The organism is Devosia sp. Z6_126 (assembly GCF_058133495.1).
In genome coordinates this window covers 1-21,234 of record NZ_JBYUNO010000005.1, presented here as the reverse complement: position 1 = coordinate 21,234, position 21,234 = coordinate 1, and the positions used below count along the sequence as shown (strand labels likewise).

The window sequence follows — 21,234 nt, the reverse complement described above, 5'->3', positions numbered from 1 at the left end:
GAACGCACCTTAGAGATCGGTCTTGATGACACTGTCGAACTCCGCCGTTTCCATATCGGCCACCGATGTACCGCTGGTGCCCTTGCCGGCATTGTTGACGAGAATTGCCGGGACACCCAGTTCCCGCTCCACGCGGCGGAAGAGCGCACCAGCCATGGCTCTTCCTGTCCCAGGTCAGCTATGCGGCGGCCTTCGCATCTTGGATCGGGACCTGTCCTGGTCGATCTGGCGCGATGCGTTGGCACCTGACCCGGATCCGAGTTCGGCACGAAAGCTGCCGGTACGCCAAGTGAGCAGCAAGGTCTCAATGGGGTGGAGAGCCGTCAGTCGGCTTTTGGTGGCTTTGGCAAGTTAGCAGACATTTGGCACGCCGAAGTCGTTTCGCCGACCAATCCCGGCCGAGCGGCGGGTTGGCAAGCCACACCTTACTTCTGTGGTAGCAGGTCCTTCGACGTTACGACCAGACAGGCGGAGGGGATTTCTGCCCCTCCGCCTTGCCGGTTACTGTGCCGCTGCCGGTTCCAGCTTGGCGGCGATGAACTTGAAGTTGCTCCACCACCACCATGGCCCCTCATAATAATTGTCGGCCGAAGGGTAATTGGTCCAGTAGGTCTCGTTGACCGGCACGAATTTGGACGTACCGAACAGCTCGATGCTCGGCATGCCTTGCACCAGTTCCTTGAGCATATCGGTGCTCAACCCCACGACGCGCTCGTCATTGGCCGGGACCGCCCGCAGTTCATCGATAAGGGCGCTCAGTTCCTCGTCGACATATCGGCCCTGGTTGGAAGACGCAGGCGTGCCGTTCTCGCGGACATAATCCTTGTGCCAGCCTTCCAGCCGCACGAACAGATCGGGCGTGATCGCACAAGACGAGCCCCAATAGGAGCCAACGTCGTAGTCGCCCGTGTTCTCGGCGGTAAAGAATGCACCCGACTGCATTTGCTGGACCTGCGTCGGGATGCCGAACTGCGTCCATTCATTGGCGACGGCAAAGGCGAGGCGCTGCGACTGCACCTCGAAATCGGCCGGAGCCAGGATGTTGATCGTCCACGGCGTGCCGTCCGGCTTGAGCCACTGCCCGCCAGTATTGGTGAAGCCGGCTTCGGTCAGCAGCTTTGTTGCCTGTTGGGGATCATGCTTCCACCACCCGACCCCGAGGAGTTCGCGCAAGGCGTCTGGATCTTCGGGAATGCTTTCGACCCCTTCCGACCTCAGCCGTTCGCCCAGGCGCAGGGCATAGTCGGGATCGAAGGGCTTGTAGCCATCCTCCATGGTGAACTCGGCCAGCCACTGCGCCATCGGCTGATGATAGGTATCCATCAGCACCGTCGTGGGTGGAATGGCGAGTGGCGAAGCCCTCAGCATGCCCGAGAACGTTGCGATGCTGGCCTGCTCGGCATTGATGGCCAGCGCCAGCGCCCAACGTGTCTTGGGATTGTCGTAGGGGGCCTTGGAGGTATTGAAGTGCATCCCCCGCTCGCATGGATCGTCGAGATTGGCATAGGGGAAATCAGTAAACCAGGCCCGGACCGCCGGGTTCTGGTTGCGCAGGATGTCGAGGCTCTCGGGCGAGATGTCCGTTAGGATGTCGATGTCATTGGCGGCCATCGCCAAGACCCGTCGCTCTTCCGTGCCGTAGGAGCGGAACAGCACGAATTGAGGTTTGGGTTCGCCAATGATCTGGCCGATATCGGAGTTCTGCCAGTCATCCCGCTTTTCCCAAAGAAACCAGGTGCCGTTGGGGTCATAGTCCTTGAATTTGTAGGCACTGATGGAAACGGGCGGGAAATTGGCGAAGGTGGCCGGATCCTCGTTTTCCCAGATATGCTTGGGCACCACGTGGAAATTGTTGCCATAGATCACCGAGCCGAGCACCACCGCGAGGCGAGCTGTGGGCTTGGTGGTCGTCACCTCAACGGTATGATCATCCACCTTGGTCATCGAGGCGATCTGGGCCGCATAGGCGGCGCTATAAGCGAGGGCCGAGGTGTTGCGGATCATGTTGTCGGTGAAGATCACGTCATCGGCAGTGAATGGCTGGCCATCGCTCCAGGTCAGGCCCTGCCGCAAGGGAACGGTGAACACGGTGAAGTCTTCATTGGCGATCGGCATTTCGGCCGCCAGATCAGGGAACTGCGAACCCTTGGCCGTGTCGATATCGTAGAGCAAGGCGCCGGCCATCTGGTGGTAGCCATGGTTGATGGTCACGCCCTGCTGGTACATGTTCATATTGGTCGGATTGCCGACGCGGGCGTTTAGCATGTCTACCACGAGGGTCTGCTCGCGCGGGGTCCCCACATCGGTCATCTGCTGTGCCCATGCGGGCAGCGTCGTGCTGGTCAACATCGTGCCGCCAAGGGCCAAAACAAGCCCGAGGCTGAATAGGGTGGTTCTGGCGCCGAGGCGCAGGGAACTGGTCAACAAGATCTCCTCCTCATTTGGATGCTTGATGCGCGTTGGGGTGCACGAGTGCACCGGGCTTTCTGGTCTGCTCGGATCGATAGCGGGCATCGATGGCGGCCAGTTCGCTCCAGCGCTCATCAACGGTTGGAATGGCGGCCATCAGTTCGCGGGTATAATCCTGCGTTGGATGGTCGAGGATGTCGGTGGGCACGCCACTTTCGACCACGCGCCCCCGGTTCATGATCGAGACCTGATCGGACAGGTAGTAGGCGGTGGACAGGTCATGGGTGATGTAGATGAACGACACACCCTGCTCTTCCACGATCTGGCGGAACAGGTTGACGATGCTCATGCGCAGTGAGGCGTCCACCATGGACACCGGCTCGTCGGCAACGATCAGCTTGGGTCGCGGAATAAGCGCGCGCGCGACGCTGATGCGCTGCAGCTCTCCGCCCGAGAACTGACGGATATACTTGCCCCGAATGCGCTCCAGAGAGAGACCCACCGAGCGAAGCGCCCGGTCGCAGATTTCGCTGGCATTCCCCCTTTCCCCGGCGATCTTGAGGTTGATGGCCGTGCGCCGCAGATAGTCCTCGACAGGCAGGTAAGCGCTGAAGGCCTCAAAGGGGTTCTGGAAGATCGGCTGCACCAGGCGGCGGAATTCCAGGTCGTCCACCCGGTCCTGGTGTCGGCCGGTCAGGGGGCGCCCCATGAGCCGGATACTGCCCGAACTCGGCTCGACCAGCCGCAGGACCATGCGCGCCAGCGTCGTCTTGCCCGATCCCGATTCTCCGACCACGGAGAACACCTGGGGCGTCTCGGGCAAGCAAAACGAGACATTGTCCACCGCCGAAAAACGACTGCCCGAAAACAGGCCGCCCTTGCGATAGACGCGGCTCACGCCCTCCACTTCCAAGATAGGGACCCCGCTCATGCCAGGGCTCCCACGGGGTCGGCCGATCGCCTTCCATGCAGTCGCGGCAACGAGGCAATGAGGTTCTTGGTGTAGTCATGCTGGGGATTGGCAAAGACCTGGGCCGTCGGACCCTCTTCGACAATCTTGCCCTTGTACATGATCACCAATCGGTCGGTGATCTGGTAGTGCACGCCCATGTCATGGGACACGAGCACCAGCGTATTGCGCTGGCTGCGTTGGATTTCCACCATCATCAGCAGGATCTTTTTTTGCACCACCACGTCTAGAGCCGTGGTGGGCTCGTCGGCGAGGATCAGCTTGGGGTTCACAAAGGCGGCAATCGCCACCAGCACCCGCTGCCGCATGCCCCCGGACAACTGGTGCGGATAGGCATCGAGCACGCTTTCCTCAAGGCCGAACCCGCCGAGGAAATCAACGATCCGCTGGCGCAGTGCCGCGCGGCTTCCGTGCCGCTCGCGCTGGGGCAAGCCATCGATGACCTGCTTTTCGACCTTCATCAGCGGGTTGAGAACGCTCATCGAGCCTTGGGGAATATAGGTGATCTGGTCCCACCAAAGCTTTGCGAAATCGCTCGATTGCGCCTCGACGAGTTGGCTTGTCCTTGGGTCGGTGAACTTGCCCGAAACGGTGCCGCTCTGAATCCGTAACCCGGTGGAAAAATCACCATACACTGCCCGCATCAGCGTCGACTTGCCCGACCCGGACTCCCCGGCAATACCCAGGATTTCATTGCTGTTGATGGCAAGGCTCACCCCATCCACCGCGGTTATGAACCCGGCCGTGCCATAGCCGACGGTTACATTGTCGATGCTGATCATACGCTCATCCTCCGGGCAGATGATCTCATCGACAGGCCCGAGGACACGAGGAACAAACCGATGAACAGCAGGACGATGGACACCACCGGAGAGCCGACCCAGACATACTTGCCCGCCAGCAGCGCCTGGTAGTTGATGGCCCAGTAGATCATCGTTCCGAGCGTCGCCTGCTGCGCGCTCGACAGTCCGATCACGGCCACGGCGCTTTCCGTCGAAATGCCGACAAGGACGGTGTTGATGAAGTTGGCCGCCGACCAGCCCGCGATATAGGGGAAGATGTGGCGCATCAGGATGCGAACACTTGATTCCCCGCTGAACCAGGCGACGTTGACGAACTCACGTTCGCGCATGGTCAGGGCCACGGCCCGGACCTGGCGCGCCGGATAGGGCCAGTTGAACAAGATCAGGATGAAGCCGATGATGGGCAGCGCCAGTTGGCCGCCGAACAACGCGGCCATCAGGATGAGGATGGGCAGGGTCGGGATGCACAGCAGCGCATCCATGAAGAACGACAACACCCGGTCGAGCCACCCGCCGGCATAGCCTGCAGCAAGGCCCAGAAACACGCCGATCAGCGTGGAGAATGCCGCAACAACAAGCCCCAGGATCAGGGAATTGCGCAAGGCATAGGTCAGGAGCCAGAACACGTCCTGCCCGAGGCTGGTCGTACCCAGCCAATGGGCGGCGCTGGGGTTCTGGTTTCGTGGCGCCGTATACCAGACCAGCGGGTCGGTCGGCGCGAACCAGGGCAGGATGCCGCCCAGCACTACGAACACCACGACAAGGAAGATGCCGAGATAAAGTCGAAACGGCGCATGGGTAAAAAAGCTGCGCATGGGTCTATCTGTGCCGAATTCGAGGGTCGATCAGCGGGTAGAGCAGGTCGATCACCATCGTGGCTGTCGCCACCGCAATGATGGAAAGACTGATCGTGCCCATGAGAAGGTTGAAGTCGCCCTGCAAGACGGCCGAGTAAATCAGCAGGCCCAGGCCCGGATAATCGAACAGGATCTCGGTGATGAGCGAGCCGTTGAACATCAGCCCGATCTGGAGGGCCAGAAAGGTGATCTGCGGTAATATTGCGTTGGGCAGCACGTAGCGACTCAGGATTCGGGCATCGCTGAGCCCCTTGAGGCGAGCGTAGCGGACAAACTCTTCCTCTCGCAGCGCCGTGGTCTGCGCCTTGACGCTGATCACCCACCAGCCGAACACCACGATCACGATGGACATGGCCGGCAGGAACGAATTCCAGACGATGCTAGCGATCAGGTCCCAGCTCCAGGGCGCACCCCGGATCGTGGTCGTCAGCGGGAAGATCTTCCACACATAAGAGAACAGGATCGAGAGCACGAGTGCCAGGATGTAATAGGGGATCGGGTAGAGGCAGATCGCAATCCCTTCCATCACCCGGGAGCTGTTGCTGGTTGGCCGCCAGCCCGAGAGCAGGCCGACGAAATTGCCGAGGATCCAGGCAATCAGCGTTGAGGTCAGCAACAGCCCGAAAGTCCAGGGCAAGGCGTTCCAGATCAGCTCCATCACCGGCGTCGGATACATCGAGAGCGAAGGGCCGAAATCGGCGGTGATGACGATGCGCTTGATGAACGCCCAATATTGCTCGAGCAGGGTCCCGTTGAGCCCGAACGTGTCCGAGAGCGACTGGCGCAGCATGTCTACCTGTGCCGCGTCCATATAGGCGCCCTGGGAAGCAACCTTAGCCAGCATGGCCTCCACCGGGTCGGTCGGTCCAAGCCGAGGCACAAAGAACAGCACGGTGAGCGCGAAGATGATCACCAGTGCGTACACCACGAGCCGTCCGGCGATGTAGCGAAGCAGGTTCATGGGTCAGATGACTTCAAGGTAATCGGCGGGCGCGAGTTCCGGGAACGGCGCCGTCGGCAGGTTCTGATACCAGAAGGCCACCGAGGCGATATCGTCTTGCAAGGGCAGGTAGCGCCGGTTCTTCTTCTCCGTCCGCCAGCCCAGCGCTTGAATGGTTACCCGCAAGTCCTGGTCGAACCGGATGGGATCGGGGATGTGCCAGCGATACATGCCGAAGCGTAACTGGCTTTGGTAAACCCCGTCGGGCCGCAGCACCTGCGGCAGCCCCGCATAGGGCGTGGTGAACTCGCGATAGGCGCTTTCCATGGTGTCATCCACCACGCCGCCATCGAAGTTGTAGGCGCCGCAGAAATAATCCTCAGTGCCTGTGCCGCAGATGGTCGGAAACTCCTGGTCACCGTCCATGAAGAACTTGATCTCGCCCTCGCCCCACCAACCTGAATTGTTGGTGCCCCAGGCCATATAGGTGCCGACATAGTGCCCCCTGCCCTGCACGCCATCGAGGATCGTGTAGTCCTGCATGAACGGCAGCGGGTTGGTGCGGCGGAACTGAGCATGGAAATAGGCAGCGTCTGGCGGCACCTCGGTCAGGGCATAGTTGATCTGATAATAGATGATGCCGTGCTCTGCAGGATCGCGGTTCTCGATAGTGATCCGGGCGCGCTGGCGGAACGGCATCTGCCAATAGCAATTGAAGGCCCGGCCCGGATTGACGCAAACAGCCAGCGAGGTCACCTGCGCAAATCGGTTCCAACCCGAGCAGAAGAAGTCCCCGATCGGCGACTCCACTGAGGGATGCTCCTGGTCGTCCCAGTAGATCCGCAGGATCAGGTCCCGCCAGCGCAGATGGGCCGTGGTCAGCCAGATCTGCTGGATGGCACCCGGGCCTTCGATGTCGGCGAGCACGCGGGTTTCACCCGGCTCGATGCGGATCGACGGCGAAACCTTCCAGCCCTGCCCCAGGCCGCGCGCGCAAACGGCACCCGTGCCCTCGGTTGCCATCCCGCCCTTGCCCTTTTCTCCGCTGAAGTTCTCCGGCGAGATCGAGCGGGTTTTAGCATCGGACAGCCGATACAAATTGCCGATATTAAGGTCCAGGCCGGAAAAGGGTGCGTTCATTGTTCTTGCCGAGGTAAAGGTCAAAATGAGGGCGAGCATCGTCCCGCAGGCGGACGGCGCATGAGCCCGGATCGAAGCTGAACGGCACGCACACCCTCGCCCCTGCCGGTTTGGCCGGGCGGCTCAGCGTGCGCATGCAGGCGCGCCTAGGCGCTTTCGAATTGGCGCATTCATGATTCTCCTCGCTGGCTGGGCACCGAACTGGCGTCGCTTTTGCCCTTTGCCGCCGGAGTTCTGGGCTCCGACGCCCAAACCGTAGCACCAAAAAATCGTTTTGCAAATGCATTCACAAACCGGTTTGCCAACGACGTTGCCGGGTGCTAGCGAATGGCTCCATGACAACCATTTCTAAGGTAGCCGAACGAGCGGGCGTGTCCCGCACCACGGTTTCGCATGTTCTCAATCATGCGGACCGCGTGTCCCCGCATCTGCGCGAACGGGTGATGCAGGCGGTCGCCGAACTCAATTACTTCCCCAACCCGCAGGCACAAAGCCTGCGCACCGGCCGCACCAATATGGTGGCCATGGTGATCCCTGACATTCGCAACCCGTTTTATCCCGAACTGGTCAAGTCGGTGCAGACCGATCTGGAAGCGGTTGGTCTGGACACCTTGATCTTCAACACCGACGTTCCGGGTGGCCACAGCCAGGAACACATCTACGAATATCTCCGGCAGATCCGTAGCAAGCGGGTCGACGGGCTGATCATCGGTGATTTTGCGCTGCACGGCATGCACGACGCCTTGCTCAGCATCGACATTCCCACGGTGTTCATCGGCAAGCTGCCCAATCGGGCGGTCGACAGCGTGCGCGTCGATGATGAAGGAGCCTGCTACGAAATGGGATGCTATCTCGCAAAGCGGGGGCACCGCAAAGTTGCGCAGATTACCGGACCCCGTTTCTTCGCTGAAGCCATGGATCGCGCACGTGGCTTTCGAAAGGGCCTTATCGACAACGGCGTTTCGCCCCAAGATGTTTGGGAATGGGAAGGCACCTTCCTTTCGCCATCAGGCACCGAAGGTGTCGACTGGCTGCTTAAGAACCACAAGCAGGACATGCCCACTGCTCTATTCTTCGGCAACCACCTGATGGCGCTCGGCGGCATTGCTCGTCTTTTCGATCTGGGCGTACGCATCCCTCAAGATCTTTCAGTTGCCGTTTACGGGGATCAACCCCAGATGAATTATATCCGGCCGCGACTTACGAGGGCGGGCGTGCAGCCCGCAGAACAGGCGCATGTCGCTACAAGGATGCTGCTCGAGCGTCTTGATGGTTCTTACGTCGGCGGAGCCCGAAGCGAAGTTCTCAAGGGGGGCCTCTATCCAATGGACAGCGCCTGATAACGACACCCATCTACCGCAATAGGATCGGCAACTGCCAGGCTGGAAGGCGCCCATTTAAGCCATTCAGGGGGGAGGCGACCACTTCCCGAAAGCGGCCGTTCCGAAATCCAGAAAGCTATGGCCGAGATGGGGTGGAGGCTGTGTGAGAACTCGCGGCGGCGTCTGGCCTGAGCGTGATGCGTTGGCACCAGCGGGACCGCTTCATCCCCTTAAAGCTTGGAGGATTGGCACCACGCCGGCGACAGCGATGGCGCGCTTGATGTTGTAGGCCAGGATCGTCAGGCTGGCTTCGGTAGCGACGTTCTTAAGCCCCCGCGTTCGGAAGTGGGTGGCACCCATCCAGCCCTTGATGGTGCCGAAGACGTGCTCGACAGTACAGCGGCGGACCGCCATCGCCTCGGGCATCGTTTCGAACCTGCGCTCCATCTCATCGAGCACCGCCTCATGCTCCCATCGCCGGATGCGCTTTTCCTTGCCGGCCGTGCACAGGGGACGCGAGGGGCATGCGCTGCAGGCCTTCTGGTTGAAGTAGACGCTGATGAGCTTGCCTCCCTCCACTCGGGCGAAGCGCTTCTGCAACTGCTGGCCGGCGGGGCACCGATAGGTGTCGGTCTCAGGCTCATGCGCGAACATGGCCTTGCCCCAAAAGCCACGCGCTTGAGCCGGTGAGGTATTGGGCTTCGGCACCATCGGGATGATGCCAGCTTGGGCGCAGGAGCGGATCTGCTCGCCCTCATAGTATCCTCGATCGGCAAGGGCGATCATCCCGGCAGCGCCCGTTCGGCCTGTGCAGCCTTGGCCATCTCCAGCAGATGCGAGCGGTCATGGCCCCGGTTGGTCACCGCATTGGCGACGACGATATGGTGTCTGGTATCGACCGCAGCCTGCACATTGTAGCCGACGACGCCGCGATGGTCGCTGCCGGTCGCCATGGCCCGCGCGTCCGGGTCGGTGAGCGATATCTGCTCCTCGGGAGCGGCTTGCAGTTGTCGCCCGATTGCCTCGAGCTCACCAAGCCGCCCACGCAGCGACGCCAGCCGTTCGGTCAGGTGCTCGATGCGCGGCGTCGCGGGGCCGGTCTCCGCACTGTCAGCTTCCTCAAGCTCGGCGAGATAGCGCGCAATGCTCTCCTCGACATGGCCTTTGCGCCGCGCCAGCTTGCCCTTGGTGTAGTTCTTCTCGTGCGTGTTCACTGCCCGCAAGCGTGAACCATCTATGGCGACCATACCGCCGCCGACCAGACCAAGAGCGCGGCAGATGGCAACAAAGCGCTGACATGCGATCTGGATCGCGCTGGCATTGTCGCGGCGGAAATCGGCAATGGTCTTGAAGTCCGGCGCCAGCTTGCCGGTCAGCCACATCAGCTCGATATTGCGCCCAGCCTCGCGCTCGAGTTTCCGGCTCGAGGTCAACTGATGCAGATAGCCATAGACATAGAGCTTGAGCATGGTGCCGGGGGCGTAGCCGGGTCGGCCAGTCGCGGCCGGCTGCACGCGGGCAAAGCCGAGTTCGGCAAGATCGAGTTCATCGACAAATGCATCGATGATGCGGACCGGGTTGTCAGGGTCAACATAGTCTTCAAGACAGGCCGGCAAAAAGCTCGCCTGGTCACGGTCAACAGCTTCAACGAAACGTCCCATATGGCACCCCGAAGCAGTGCCAGATCATAGCATCATCAGGGGTTTTCACACAGCCTCGGGTGGCAAGCGGTCTGTCCGTTTTAAATCGTCGACACCGGAAAACGGACAGCTCGGATCTACCACTTCGCCAAACTCCAGGTACTTCGCTGACCGTGCTGTTAAGGTGGACGGGTACATCAAATGGATCAGCGCCACTGACTCTGCCTCGGGTATGATTGTCCCTGAAGACCGGAAAACCGGCGAGGGTACTGGAGGGGTTTGTGGAGATACTCAGCATCAACGAGGCTGATGTTGTGCAGACTTGCCTTATGAAGGCCGGGTGAAGCTTCATGCTAGAACTGCGCAACATAGGCAAGCGGGCCGGCGCCGAGCAGCATTTGAGCGACATCTCGCTTAAGTTGGAGCGGGGCACACTGAACGTCCTGCTGGGGCCCACCCTTTCGGGCAAGACCAGCCTGATGCGCATAATGGCAGGTCTTGACCGGCCATCCAGCGGCACCATTCATTCCGACGGACAAGACGTGACTGGCGTGACGCCGCAGAAGCGCGATGTAGCGATGGTGTTCCAGCAGTTCATCAACTATCCGACGATGACCGTTTACGAAAACATTGCTTCGCCCATGCGGGTGGCAGGCGCCGATCGCAAAGCCATCGACGAGGCAGTGCAGCGCGCTGCGGGCCTGATGAAGCTTACGCCTTATCTCAGCCGCATGCCGCTGAACCTCTCGGGCGGCCAACAGCAGCGCACGGCCCTGGCGCGGGCGATAGTCAAGAATGCCGCCCTTGTGCTGCTGGACGAGCCATTGGCCAATCTCGACTACAAGCTGCGGGAGGAATTGCGCGCCGAGTTGCCGCGCATCTTTGCTGAAAGCGGCACGATTTTTGTTTATGCGACCACCGAACCGTCCGAGGCCCTGCTGCTGGGGGGCAATACGGCGACGCTTTCGGAAGGCCGGGTCACGCAGTTCGGCCGGACCATCGATGTGTTCCGGCGCCCCAATGACGTCGTGACGGCACGCACTTTTTCCGATCCACCGCTCAATTCCATCCTAGCGCGCAAGATGGATGGGCAGTTCATACTGGGCGAGCGATTAACACTGCCTGTGCCGGCGGAGCTTGGGCTTGAGGATGGCGAGTACACCATCGCGTTCCAGCCGCACCATCTTTCGCTTGGCCAATCCAGCCCGAACGCTGCAGCGTTGCGCGCCGAGGTTTCAGCGATCGAGATCACCGGATCGGAAAGCTTTGTGCACCTGCGCTTTGGGGATGCACGCTGGATCATGTTGACGCCCGGGGTGCAGAGCTTTGCCGTGGGGCAACCCATCGAGGCCTTCCTCGATCCCCGCCTGCTGATGGTGTTCGACGAGCAGGGCCGGCGGGCCGGCAATATTCAGGCTGAAGCGGCATAGGGGAAGAGACATGGCACGCATCGATCTCGATCATATCCGCCATTCCTATCTTCCCGATCCCCAGACCGATGATGATTTTGCGCTGAAGGAATTGCACCATGGCTTTGCCGATGGCGGGGCCTATGCCCTGCTGGGTCCATCGGGGTGTGGCAAGACAAGCCTTCTCAATATCATCTCGGGCCTGGTGGCGCCCTCGCGCGGGCGGGTGCTGTTTGGCGGCAAGGACGTGACGGATTTGCCGACCGAGCGGCGCAACATTGCCCAGGTGTTTCAGTTTCCGGTGATCTACGACACCATGACGGTGTTCGAGAACCTAGCCTTTCCCCTGCGCAATCGTGGCGTAGATGAGGCCGATATCAAGCGGCGCGTGTCGGAGACGCTCGACATCATCGGGCTGGCGGATCGGGCTCACAAGCGCGCCCGCAGGTTGACTGCAGACCAGAAGCAGAAGATCTCGCTTGGCCGCGGGCTCGTGCGCCAGGACGTCAATGCGATCCTCTTCGACGAGCCGTTGACGGTGATCGATCCCCATATGAAATGGATGCTGCGCAGCCAGCTCAAGGAACTGCACCAGCGCTTTGGCTACACTATGGTCTACGTCACCCATGACCAGACCGAAGCTCTGACCTTTGCGGAAAGTGTCGTGGTGATGTTCGAGGGCCAGATCGTGCAGATCGGAACGCCGGCGGAATTGTTCGAGCGGCCCAGCCATACTTTCGTCGGCTATTTCATCGGGTCGCCGGGAATGAATGTCCTGCCCATCAAGCTCGAGGGGCAGACAGCGCATCTTGGTTCGCAGCAGATCAGCCTGCCCCGATCAGCACACCCGCAGGGTGGCGCACGCATGGAGCTTGGGATCCGGCCCGAATATGTGCGCGTGGGGGATCAGGGCATTCCGATCCAGGTGCGAACGGTGGAAGACATTGGGCGGCACCGGATCGTGCGCGGCGTGGTGGAAGGGAGCGACATAGCGGCCATCGTGCCGGAACATGACGAGATCCCGGCCGAGCCGCGCGTCATGTTCGATCCCAAGGGGATAAACATCTATGCCGATTCCTGGCGCCAGGCGCTGGAGGGGTAAATGGAAAAAACCTGGAACAACAAGGCCTGGTTTCTGGTGCTCCCCGTTCTGGTGCTGGTGGCGTTCTCGGCCATCATTCCGCTGATGACGGTGGTGAATTACTCGGTCCAGGACACCTTCGGGAACAACGAGTTCTTTTGGTCAGGGCTGGACTGGTTCGACGAGACGCTGCACTCGGACCGTTTCTGGGAAGCCTTGCAGCGCAATCTGCTGTTCTCGGCCATTATCCTGGCCATTGAAATTCCGCTTGGCATCTTCATAGCCCTCAACATGCCCAAGCGCGGCTGGGGCGTGCCGGTGTGCCTGGTGCTGATGGCATTGCCGCTGCTGATCCCGTGGAACGTGGTGGGCACGATCTGGCAGGTGTTCGGGCGCGTGGATATTGGCCTGCTGGGGCGTGGACTTTCAGGCCTGGGCGTGGACTACAATTATGTGCAGGACCCATTCGACGCCTGGGCGACAATCATTCTCATGGATGTGTGGCACTGGACCAGCCTTGTGGTGCTGCTGTGCTATGCGGGACTGGTGTCCATTCCCGATGCCTATTACCAGGCCGCGCGCATCGATGGGGCCTCGCACTGGAGTGTTTTTCGCTTCATCCAACTGCCCAAGATGCAGCGGGTGCTGCTGATCGCAGTCCTGCTGCGGTTCATGGACAGCTTCATGATCTACACCGAGCCGTTCGTAGTGACCGGCGGCGGACCGGGCAATGAAACCACGTTCCTGTCGATCGACCTGGTCAAGATGGCGATCGGGCAATTCGACGTGGGCCCGGCGGCGGCCATGTCGTTGATCTACTTCCTGATCGTGCTGCTGCTGAGCTGGGTGTTCTACACCGTAATGACCAATTACGGCCAAGGGAGCGAGGCATGACGGACCGCCCGATCACAGCGGAAACCATGACGGTCCGTGCGCGCTCTACCGCCCCAAGTGCAGCGGTCAACCGGCTGCGGCGACCGCTGCGGCTCGGCTGGCTCGTGCCCACGTTTTATATCATCTTCCTCTTGCTGCCGATCTATTGGCTCCTGAACATGAGCTTTAAGACCAACCAGGAGATCACCGGCGCCTTTACCCTCTGGCCGCGCAACTTCACCCTGCGCAATTACAGCGTCATCTTCACGGATCCCAGCTGGTACTCGGGCTACATCAACTCGATCATCTATGTGGTGCTTAACACCATAATCTCGCTCGCGGTGGCGTTGCCGGCCGCCTATGCCTTTTCGCGCTATCGGTTCCTGGGCGACAAGCACCTGTTCTTCTGGCTCCTCACCAATCGTATGGCCCCACCAGCGGTGTTCGCCCTGCCGTTTTTCCAGCTTTATTCGGCATTCGGGCTGATCGATACCCATATCGCCGTGGCGCTGGCCCATTGCCTGTTCAACGTGCCCCTCGCGGTGTGGATCCTGGAAGGCTTCATGAGCGGGGTGCCCAAGGAGATCGATGAAACGGCCTATATCGATGGCCACTCATTTCCGCGGTTCTTTGTGCGCATCTTCATGCCGCTCATCGCTTCGGGGATCGGGGTGGCTGCGTTTTTCTGCTTCATGTTCTCCTGGGTCGAACTGCTGCTGGCGCGCACGCTGACGACAACGGATGCCAAGCCGATCTCGGCCATCATGACCCGCACGGTATCTGCCTCGGGGCTCGACTGGGGCGTGCTGGCGGCCGCCGGGGTGCTGACAATCATTCCGGGCGCGCTCGTCATCTATTTCGTTCGCAACTACATCGCCAAGGGCTTTGCCCTGGGCCGGGTTTGAGGAGAGTGCGATGGACTTTTCCTGGATGGCATGGACCTGGCCGACAGCCGCTTTCTTCGGGATGATCGCGATGCTGCTGATCGGCACGGGGATCTGGGAGTGGCGTGTTCCGGGCGGCAGTCCGAGGGTCGGCCTCCTGCGCTTTGAAACGACGCGTGGCGATCGCCTGTTCATATCGCTGCTCGGCAGCGCCTTTATCAATCTTGCATGGCTGGGGCTGCTCGGGCCCGAGCTGTGGTGGGGTCTCGCCCTCTCGGTGGCCTACGCAGTGTGCGTATTCCGCTTTGTCTAGGGAGAGTTCAGGCCGGAGATAACAGCCAAAAGATGCTGGTCTGCGGCGTCGCATAGCAATCCAAGGGAGGATGAACGAATGCGTAGGCATCTACTGAAATCAACGGTGGCGGTGATGGCGCTGATCGTGGCCAGCCCCGCCTGGGCGCAAAGCATGGACGAAGGGATCAAGTTCCTCGATGCCGAAATTGCCGACATGTCCACGCTGAGCCGGGAGGAGCAGGAAGCCGAGCTCAAATGGTTCATGGATGCGGCGGCGCCGTTTGCGGGCATGGACATCAAGGTGGTGTCCGAAACCATCACGACCCATGAATATGAATCCAAGGTCTTGGCGCCAGCCTTCACCGCGCTCACCGGTATCCGGGTGACGCATGACCTTATCGGCGAGGGCGACGTCGTCGAAAAGCTGCAAACGCAGATGCAGTCGGGCGAGAACATCTACGACGCCTATGTCAACGATTCCGACCTGATCGGCACACACTGGCGCTACAAGCAGGCACGCAGCCTGACCGACTGGATGGCAGGAGATGGCGCGTCCGTCACCAATCCAAACCTGCATCTGGACGATTTCATCGGCATCGACTTCACGACAGCCCCGGATGGCGAGCTCTACCAACTGCCCGACCAGCAGTTCGCCAATCTTTACTGGTTCCGCTACGACTGGTTCAACGATCCGGCCATCCAGGCCGAGTTCAAGGAGAAATATGGCTACGATCTAGGCGTGCCGGTCAATTGGAGCGCCTATGAAGACATCGCCGAGTTCTTCACCGGCCGTGACATGGGCGACGGCCCGATCTTCGGCCACATGGACTACGGCAAGAAGGACCCTTCGCTGGGCTGGCGCTTCACCGACGCCTGGCTGTCCATGGCCGGCAACGGCGACAAGGGCATTCCCAACGGACTGCCGGTCGATGAATGGGGCATCAAGGTCGACGAGAACTCGCGCCCAGTCGGCTCCTGCGTGGCGCGCGGTGGCGACACCAACGGACCGGCCTCGGTTTATGCCATCACCAAATATCTGGAATGGCTCAAGGCCTATGCGCCCCCTGAAGCACAGGGCATGACCTTCTCGGAGTCCGGACCGGTGCCGAGCCAGGGCAAAATCGCCCAGCAGATGTTCATGTACACCACGTTCACCGCTGACCTGGTCAAAGACGGCCTGCCGGTGATGAACGAGGATGGGACACCGAAATGGCGCTTTGCCCCCTCCCCGCATGGCGTTTACTGGAAGGACGGCATGAAGCTGGGCTACCAGGACGTGGGCTCATGGACCATCCTAGAGTCAACTCCGATGGATCGCGCCCAGGCGGCTTGGCTTTATGCGCAGTTCGTGTCGTCGCAAACCGTGGACGTCAAGAAATCGCATGTCGGTCTGACCTTTGTGCGTGAATCCACCATCCGGCACGAAAGCTTCACCGAACGCGCACCTAAACTAGGGGGCCTCGTGGAATTCTACCGCTCGCCGGCGCGCGTGCAGTGGTCGCCCACGGGCACCAACGTGCCTGACTATCCTAAGCTCGCACAGCTGTGGTGGCAGGCGATCGGAGATGCGTCCTCGGGGGCCAAGTCACCCCAGGAAGCCATGGACAGCCTTTGCGCCGAACAGGAACGCGTGATGGAGCGCCTGGAGCGTGCGGGCGTGCAGGCCGATAACGGACCCGCACTGGCCCAGGAGCATGACCTGGCCTATTGGAACGCCGATGCCGTCCAGAAGGGCAATCTCGCCCCGCAGCTGGCGATCGAAAACGAAAAGGAAGAGCCGATCACCGTCAATTACGACGAGCTGGTCAAGAGCTGGGCCGACGCTAGCGCCGCATCTAATTAGATAGAAATAGAGGCGGGATCTCAAGATGCCGTCTCTTCATCACTGGTGAAGGGCCCGCTGAACCGCTGAACAGCCGGGCCCGAACGGTGCACAATGACATCACGCCCCCGCACACCTCCTGCTCTTGCTAAGCAGTACATCAACTCAATCATTAGGGTCATAGGCTAGGAATACATAGCAGCGCCTTCCTGGTGAATGGCGGCTTTGGGAACTTGCGAATTCCACTGAACGACAGACATGGGGTCGACTGCTGCCGGGCGGTAGCGGGGTGGGAAGCGGGCCGGCAGCATTCAGCAGTTATGCGCGAGATAGCTGCCGGCCTTATCCGCAACGTGAATGTACTTACGGGCGCTTCCAAGCAAATCGATTACCATTACAGCTCCAGAGTGAGATGCGTCCAAAAGCTGGCCCGGATCTTTAAACCGAGTTCCTGGGTGGATTTCCACCCACCCAAATACGGCGGACGGGTCGTCTCCTTCCCATTCGGGAAACAAGCGATTACGAAATCGTACTCCGGGGTTCCCCGCCGGCTTGTTGCGGTGCTCCAAACCCCTTCATTCTCCCTTTGGCAGCTTAACGAAGCGGCCCTTTAGAGGAGGACAAGGATGACTTTGCGAGGGAATGCGTGGCTGAGGCGAGTCGAGCTCGTGGCAGCGTTGATGGTGGGCGTTTCGACACCTGCGCTTGCCGAGTTGTCGACCGCTGTTCGCACGACAAGCCACGATATCGATGGCCTGGAAGCGCCCGCCGAGATCATAGTTGATCACTGGGGCATTTCCCACATCTATGCCGAAAACGAGCGGGATGCTCTTTTTCTCCAAGGCTACAACGCCGCACGCGATCGGCTCTGGCAGATTGATCTGTGGCGGAAACGCGGTCTGGGGCAACTGGCTGAGAGTTTCGGAAAAGAGTATCTCGAACAGGACAAAGCAGCCCGCCTGTTCCTCTACCGGGGTGACATGGACGCCGAATGGGCCGCCTATGGTGACAAGGCCAAAGGCTACACGGAAGCCTTCGTTCAGGGCATCAACGCGTATGTTCAGGAGATACTCGATGGCGAGCGAGAGATGCCCGTCGAGTTTGAAATCTCTGACAGCGCACCGGCATTATGGGCCCCCGAAGACGTGGTTCGCATCAGGAGCCATGGCTTAACACGCAATGTTTCTTCGGAGGTGCGCCGCGCTCAGGTCACTTGCGCTGCAGGGCTGGAAGCAGATGCGCTTCGCAGCAAGCTGGAACCTGAATGGAAGCCGCAAGTCCCCGAAGGGCTCGATCCTTGCTCCATCCCATCCGACGTTCTGAAGCTCTATAGCCTGGCTACGCAGAATGTGAGTTTCCAACCGCGCAGCGGCGGAGTCGCGATGGTGGATCACGACGCCTTCCTGCGCCAGTCGGAAGCGAATACCCACATCATCGGCTCAAACAACTGGGTGGTGTCGCCCGAGCGCACGGAAACGGGTCGCCCACTTCTCGCCAATGACCCCCATAGAGCCCATGGCGCCCCCTCGCTGCGTTACATTGTGCATCTAAACGCCCCCAACATGTCGGTCATAGGCGCAGGCGAGCCCGCTTTGCCCGGGATCTCGATCGGGCACAACGGAACGATCGCTTTCGGGCTCACGATCTTCGCGATCGACCAAGAGGACCTGTACGTTTACGAGCTAAACCCGGACAACCCCAACGAATACCGGTATGGTGACGGTTGGGAGGCGTTCGAGACCATGGAGGAAACGGTTGCTGTAAAGGGCGGTGGCACTGAAACGGTGCAGCTCAAGTTCTCACGCCATGGGCCCCTACTCGACATTGATGAGGAAAACAATCGTGCATTCGCGATGCGCACGGTGTGGCTTGAGCCCGGCACATCAGCCTATTTCGGTTCTGCCGACTACATGGCTGCAAAGAACTGGGACGAGTTCCTGTCTGCAATGGATCGCTTTCAGACGCCATCTGAGAACCAGGTCTATGCTGACGTGGAAGGCAACACCGGCTGGGTGCCTGCGGGCATGACGCCCAAACGCGATAATTGGGACGGCTTGATGCCGGTACCTGGTGACGGCCGCTACGAATGGGGCTTTTTCACCCGCGCCGACCTGCCTGTGGAATTCAATCCCGAAAAAGGTTGGTTCGCAACAGCGAACGAAATGAACCTTCCGCCGGATTATCCGATTGACGAAAAGCGAATTGGCTTCGAATGGTCCGATCCCTCCCGCGTTCAGCGCATCGCAGAGGTGCTTAGCGCGGACGACAGCTTCTCGCTGGCCGACGCCATGGATCTGCAGACGGATGATACGAGCATGCTTGCTCGGCGGGTCATCTCGCTTGTCCAGGATCTAGAAGTGCCAGAAGGGACGCCGCAGAATGTTATGCAGGCGCTCGAGCTACTTCGTGGTTGGGACGCTGAGCTAGACGCGGATAGCCCGGAGGCCGTCGTTTACGAGATTTGGCTTGGCCGCTACCTAGGCAAGGCCACCGTCGCCGTTGCCTCGCCGGAAGAAGCGCGCGAGATCATTGGGGCGGGAAGCACAGGCGCGGTGCTTGATCTGCTCGAAAACCCCAATGAACGGCTTGGCACAGATTCAGCAGCATCCCGCGACGCCATACTGGTCGAGAGTTTGGCCAGCGCACTTGAAGAGGTTGAGGGCCTACTCGGTCCGGACCAGTCGCAATGGGCATGGGGCAAGCTGCACCAAGCCGAGTTTGTGCACGAGCTGACCCCCTTGGCAGACCAAGCGCTTAAGGACCAGATGCGAGTCGGTCCGCTTGCAATGGGTGGTTCGGGGAGTACCCCACGGGCAGCAAGCTACAACACGGACTTTACCGTGACGGCGGGTGCCTCGTTCCGCATGGTGCTCGATGTAGGCAATTGGGACGCGAGTCGGACGATCAACACGCCCGGTCAATCAGGAAACCCGTTCAGCCCGCACTATCGAGATCTTGCGCCATTGTGGGCGGCTGGTGAGTACGTACCCCTGCTGTATTCTCGCGCACTGGTGGAGCAGAATGCCAGCCAGCTGATGCAGCTCAAGCCGGCCGAATAACGAAGTCTGGTACAAAACGGGCGCCTGAATGATGGGGTGCCCAAGCCAGGCTGCTATCATTCCCTCTCAATATGACTGGGCCCGCCTCACCGGCGGGCCTTTTTTCCTCGGGGTAGAACCCCTCTGAATCTCTCGGCTGGCTACCGTCTCATACGTCTAGCTTGGATGCTTGGCGGAACCGAGAATCGCCCTATAGTGCGACAAAGACGGGGAGGAACGTGGGTGTGGAAGAGCCTGCGAGGCCGAGCCGCCATCCTGGCGGTGGTGTTGCTCGCCGCACTGCTGAACTGGGTTGTTGTGCAGCGCTATATCTGGCCCGTCTACCTAGACGAGGCCGCTTCACGCGGGCTTTCAGCACTGCGCCTGTCGGTAGCCGGCATGCTTGGCACAGTGCAACAATATGAAAAGCTGCCCGAACTGTTCGCCGATGATCCTTTGCTCAAGCGATTGCTACAGGACCCCGACGACACCTCTATTTTGAACCAGGCCAACCGCGCCCTATTCGACGCTAATGAACTGCTGGGCTCGTCGGACATCTATGTCCTTAACCGCGAAGGGATGACCGTCGCGGCCAGTAACTATGCCAGTGAAACCTCGTTCGTCGGTGAGGATTTCAGCTTTCGACCTTATTTCCGCACGGCGTTGGAAGGCGGGAAAGGAAGCTACTCCGCTCTGGGCGCGGCTTCTTCCAGACGAGGCTACTATTTCTCTTCGCCTATAAGAGAGGGCAATAGCATCAAGGGGGTCGTGGTCTTCAAGGTCAACATCGATGAGATGGAAAGTGCCTGGAGCGGCAGCCGTGAGCAGGAGATCATAGTCACTGATCGTAATGGCATCATCTTCATGTCGAGCGAAAAGGACTGGTTGTTCCGTTCGCTCTCGCAACTCAGCGCCGAGCGAGTGCAGCAGATCGCCGACAGTCGGCAATATGCCGACACTTCAGTGACCAGGCTGCCGATCACTGCACAAGGGACGCAAGCTGGGCACGATGTGATTGCAATCGCCGAACACGGGGAGACCAGGCAGTTCATTGAGGTCACTGAGCCGATGAGCCAGACCCACTGGTCGGTGCACGTCCTGTTCGACACAAAGGGCGCTGTTACTCAAACGTTGATGAGCGCATTGGTACTGGGCTTCGCCCAGGCATTGGCAGCAGGATTGATCGTTGCAATTTATTTCCGTCAGAAGCGACTGGCCCACCAGATAGCGGTGCAGCAGCAAGTTCAACATGACCTGGAGGTGCGCGTCCAGGCGCGAACAGCTGATCTGACGGCGGTGAAATCTGGCCTTGAACGCGAGGTTCAGGAGCGCAAGGAGACGGAAAGAGCGCTTCGCCAAACTCAATCCGATCTCATCCATGCAGGCAAGCTGGCGGCGCTTGGCCAAATGTCTGCGGCGCTGTCTCATGAATTGAACCAGCCGCTCACCGCTATTCGCGCCTATGCTGACAGTGCTTTGGTGCTGCTGGAACTCAAGCGGCCCGATGAGGCAAGTTCAAACCTCACCCGCATCATTGCCATGGCGGACAGGATGGCAGAAATCGGTAAAAGTCTGCGTGTCTTCGCGGGCAAACCAGACAATGTCGGTCCGATAGATCTCGCCATAGTGATCGGGGAGTCAATCGAAGTTGTAGCCCCGCGCTTGAGAGCGGTAGCGGCTGAGCTCAATGTTGATGTGCCGCCAGGGAGCTCGGTCGAAGCTAACTTGGTTCGCTTGACTCAGGTTTTCGCC

The 21,234-nt window shown here is 60.1% G+C and carries 16 protein-coding genes and 1 pseudogene; 9 read left to right on the top strand and 8 right to left on the bottom strand.

All coding sequences use genetic code 11. The features are described 5' to 3' along the window. Positions 1-9 precede the first annotated feature (9 nt). The 7 genes from AC3YOG_RS18400 to AC3YOG_RS18370 all read right to left on the bottom strand — a co-directional run bounded on the left by AC3YOG_RS18400 (position 10) and on the right by AC3YOG_RS18370 (position 7,119). Complete coding sequence (locus tag AC3YOG_RS18400) at positions 10-156, bottom strand: hypothetical protein (protein ID WP_489936131.1); 147 nt, start codon at positions 154-156, stop codon at positions 10-12. A 345-nt stretch (positions 157-501) separates the two neighbouring features. Further along, positions 502-2,424, bottom strand: a complete 1,923-nt coding sequence (locus AC3YOG_RS18395; protein WP_489936130.1) for an ABC transporter substrate-binding protein — start codon at positions 2,422-2,424, stop codon at positions 502-504. A 13-nt stretch (positions 2,425-2,437) separates the two neighbouring features. Beyond that, entirely contained in the window at positions 2,438-3,340 is a 903-nt protein-coding gene (locus AC3YOG_RS18390; protein ID WP_127754385.1) for an ABC transporter ATP-binding protein, read from the bottom strand. Then, positions 3,337-4,161, bottom strand: coding sequence for an ABC transporter ATP-binding protein (locus AC3YOG_RS18385; RefSeq protein WP_489891217.1), 825 nt, complete (start codon positions 4,159-4,161; stop codon positions 3,337-3,339). Before AC3YOG_RS18385 ends, AC3YOG_RS18390 begins: the two co-directional genes overlap by 4 nt. After that, positions 4,158-4,997: an ABC transporter permease gene (locus tag AC3YOG_RS18380; protein WP_127754387.1), complete on the bottom strand. Its 840-nt coding sequence runs from the start codon at positions 4,995-4,997 to the stop codon at positions 4,158-4,160. The genes AC3YOG_RS18385 and AC3YOG_RS18380 overlap by 4 nt, the downstream gene beginning before the upstream one ends. A gap of 4 nt (positions 4,998-5,001) precedes the next feature. Beyond that, positions 5,002-6,000: an ABC transporter permease gene (locus AC3YOG_RS18375; protein ID WP_127754388.1), complete on the bottom strand. Its 999-nt coding sequence runs from the start codon at positions 5,998-6,000 to the stop codon at positions 5,002-5,004. Positions 6,001-6,003: 3 nt separating this feature from the next. Continuing rightward, positions 6,004-7,119: a glycoside hydrolase family 172 protein gene (locus AC3YOG_RS18370; protein ID WP_489936129.1), complete on the bottom strand. Its 1,116-nt coding sequence runs from the start codon at positions 7,117-7,119 to the stop codon at positions 6,004-6,006. A gap of 335 nt (positions 7,120-7,454) precedes the next feature. Between AC3YOG_RS18370 and AC3YOG_RS18365 the strand changes: the two genes are divergently transcribed. Continuing rightward, the gene (locus AC3YOG_RS18365; protein WP_489936128.1) at positions 7,455-8,459 is read left to right on the top strand and encodes a LacI family DNA-binding transcriptional regulator; all 1,005 of its coding nucleotides are present in this window, start codon (positions 7,455-7,457) and stop codon (positions 8,457-8,459) included. A gap of 204 nt (positions 8,460-8,663) precedes the next feature. Here AC3YOG_RS18365 and AC3YOG_RS18360 read toward each other — a convergent pair. Beyond that, positions 8,664-10,102 (bottom strand): annotated as a pseudogene (locus tag AC3YOG_RS18360) (IS1182 family transposase). Positions 10,103-10,431: 329 nt separating this feature from the next. Here AC3YOG_RS18360 and AC3YOG_RS18355 point away from each other — a divergent pair. From AC3YOG_RS18355 to AC3YOG_RS18320, 8 genes are all read left to right on the top strand, one after another. Further along, on the top strand, positions 10,432-11,511 hold the full coding sequence (locus AC3YOG_RS18355) for an ABC transporter ATP-binding protein (protein ID WP_172124665.1): 1,080 nt from the start codon (positions 10,432-10,434) through the stop codon (positions 11,509-11,511). Positions 11,512-11,521: 10 nt separating this feature from the next. After that, on the top strand, positions 11,522-12,592 hold the full coding sequence (locus tag AC3YOG_RS18350; protein WP_172124667.1) for an ABC transporter ATP-binding protein: 1,071 nt from the start codon (positions 11,522-11,524) through the stop codon (positions 12,590-12,592). Beyond that, positions 12,593-13,465, top strand: coding sequence for a carbohydrate ABC transporter permease (locus AC3YOG_RS18345; protein WP_489936127.1), 873 nt, complete (start codon positions 12,593-12,595; stop codon positions 13,463-13,465). After that, positions 13,462-14,349: a carbohydrate ABC transporter permease gene (locus AC3YOG_RS18340; RefSeq protein WP_489936126.1), complete on the top strand. Its 888-nt coding sequence runs from the start codon at positions 13,462-13,464 to the stop codon at positions 14,347-14,349. Before AC3YOG_RS18345 ends, AC3YOG_RS18340 begins: the two co-directional genes overlap by 4 nt. 10 nt (positions 14,350-14,359) lie before the next feature. Next, complete coding sequence (locus AC3YOG_RS18335) at positions 14,360-14,641, top strand: DUF2160 domain-containing protein (protein ID WP_489936125.1); 282 nt, start codon at positions 14,360-14,362, stop codon at positions 14,639-14,641. A 78-nt stretch (positions 14,642-14,719) separates the two neighbouring features. Then, entirely contained in the window at positions 14,720-16,465 is a 1,746-nt protein-coding gene (locus AC3YOG_RS18330; RefSeq protein ID WP_489936124.1) for an ABC transporter substrate-binding protein, read from the top strand. Between the two features lie 659 nt (positions 16,466-17,124). After that, complete coding sequence (locus tag AC3YOG_RS18325) at positions 17,125-19,503, top strand: penicillin acylase family protein (protein WP_489936241.1); 2,379 nt, start codon at positions 17,125-17,127, stop codon at positions 19,501-19,503. 222 nt (positions 19,504-19,725) lie between these two features. Further along, the coding region (locus tag AC3YOG_RS18320) for a sensor histidine kinase (RefSeq protein WP_489936123.1) at positions 19,726-21,234 on the top strand (1,509 nt) is incomplete at its 3' end.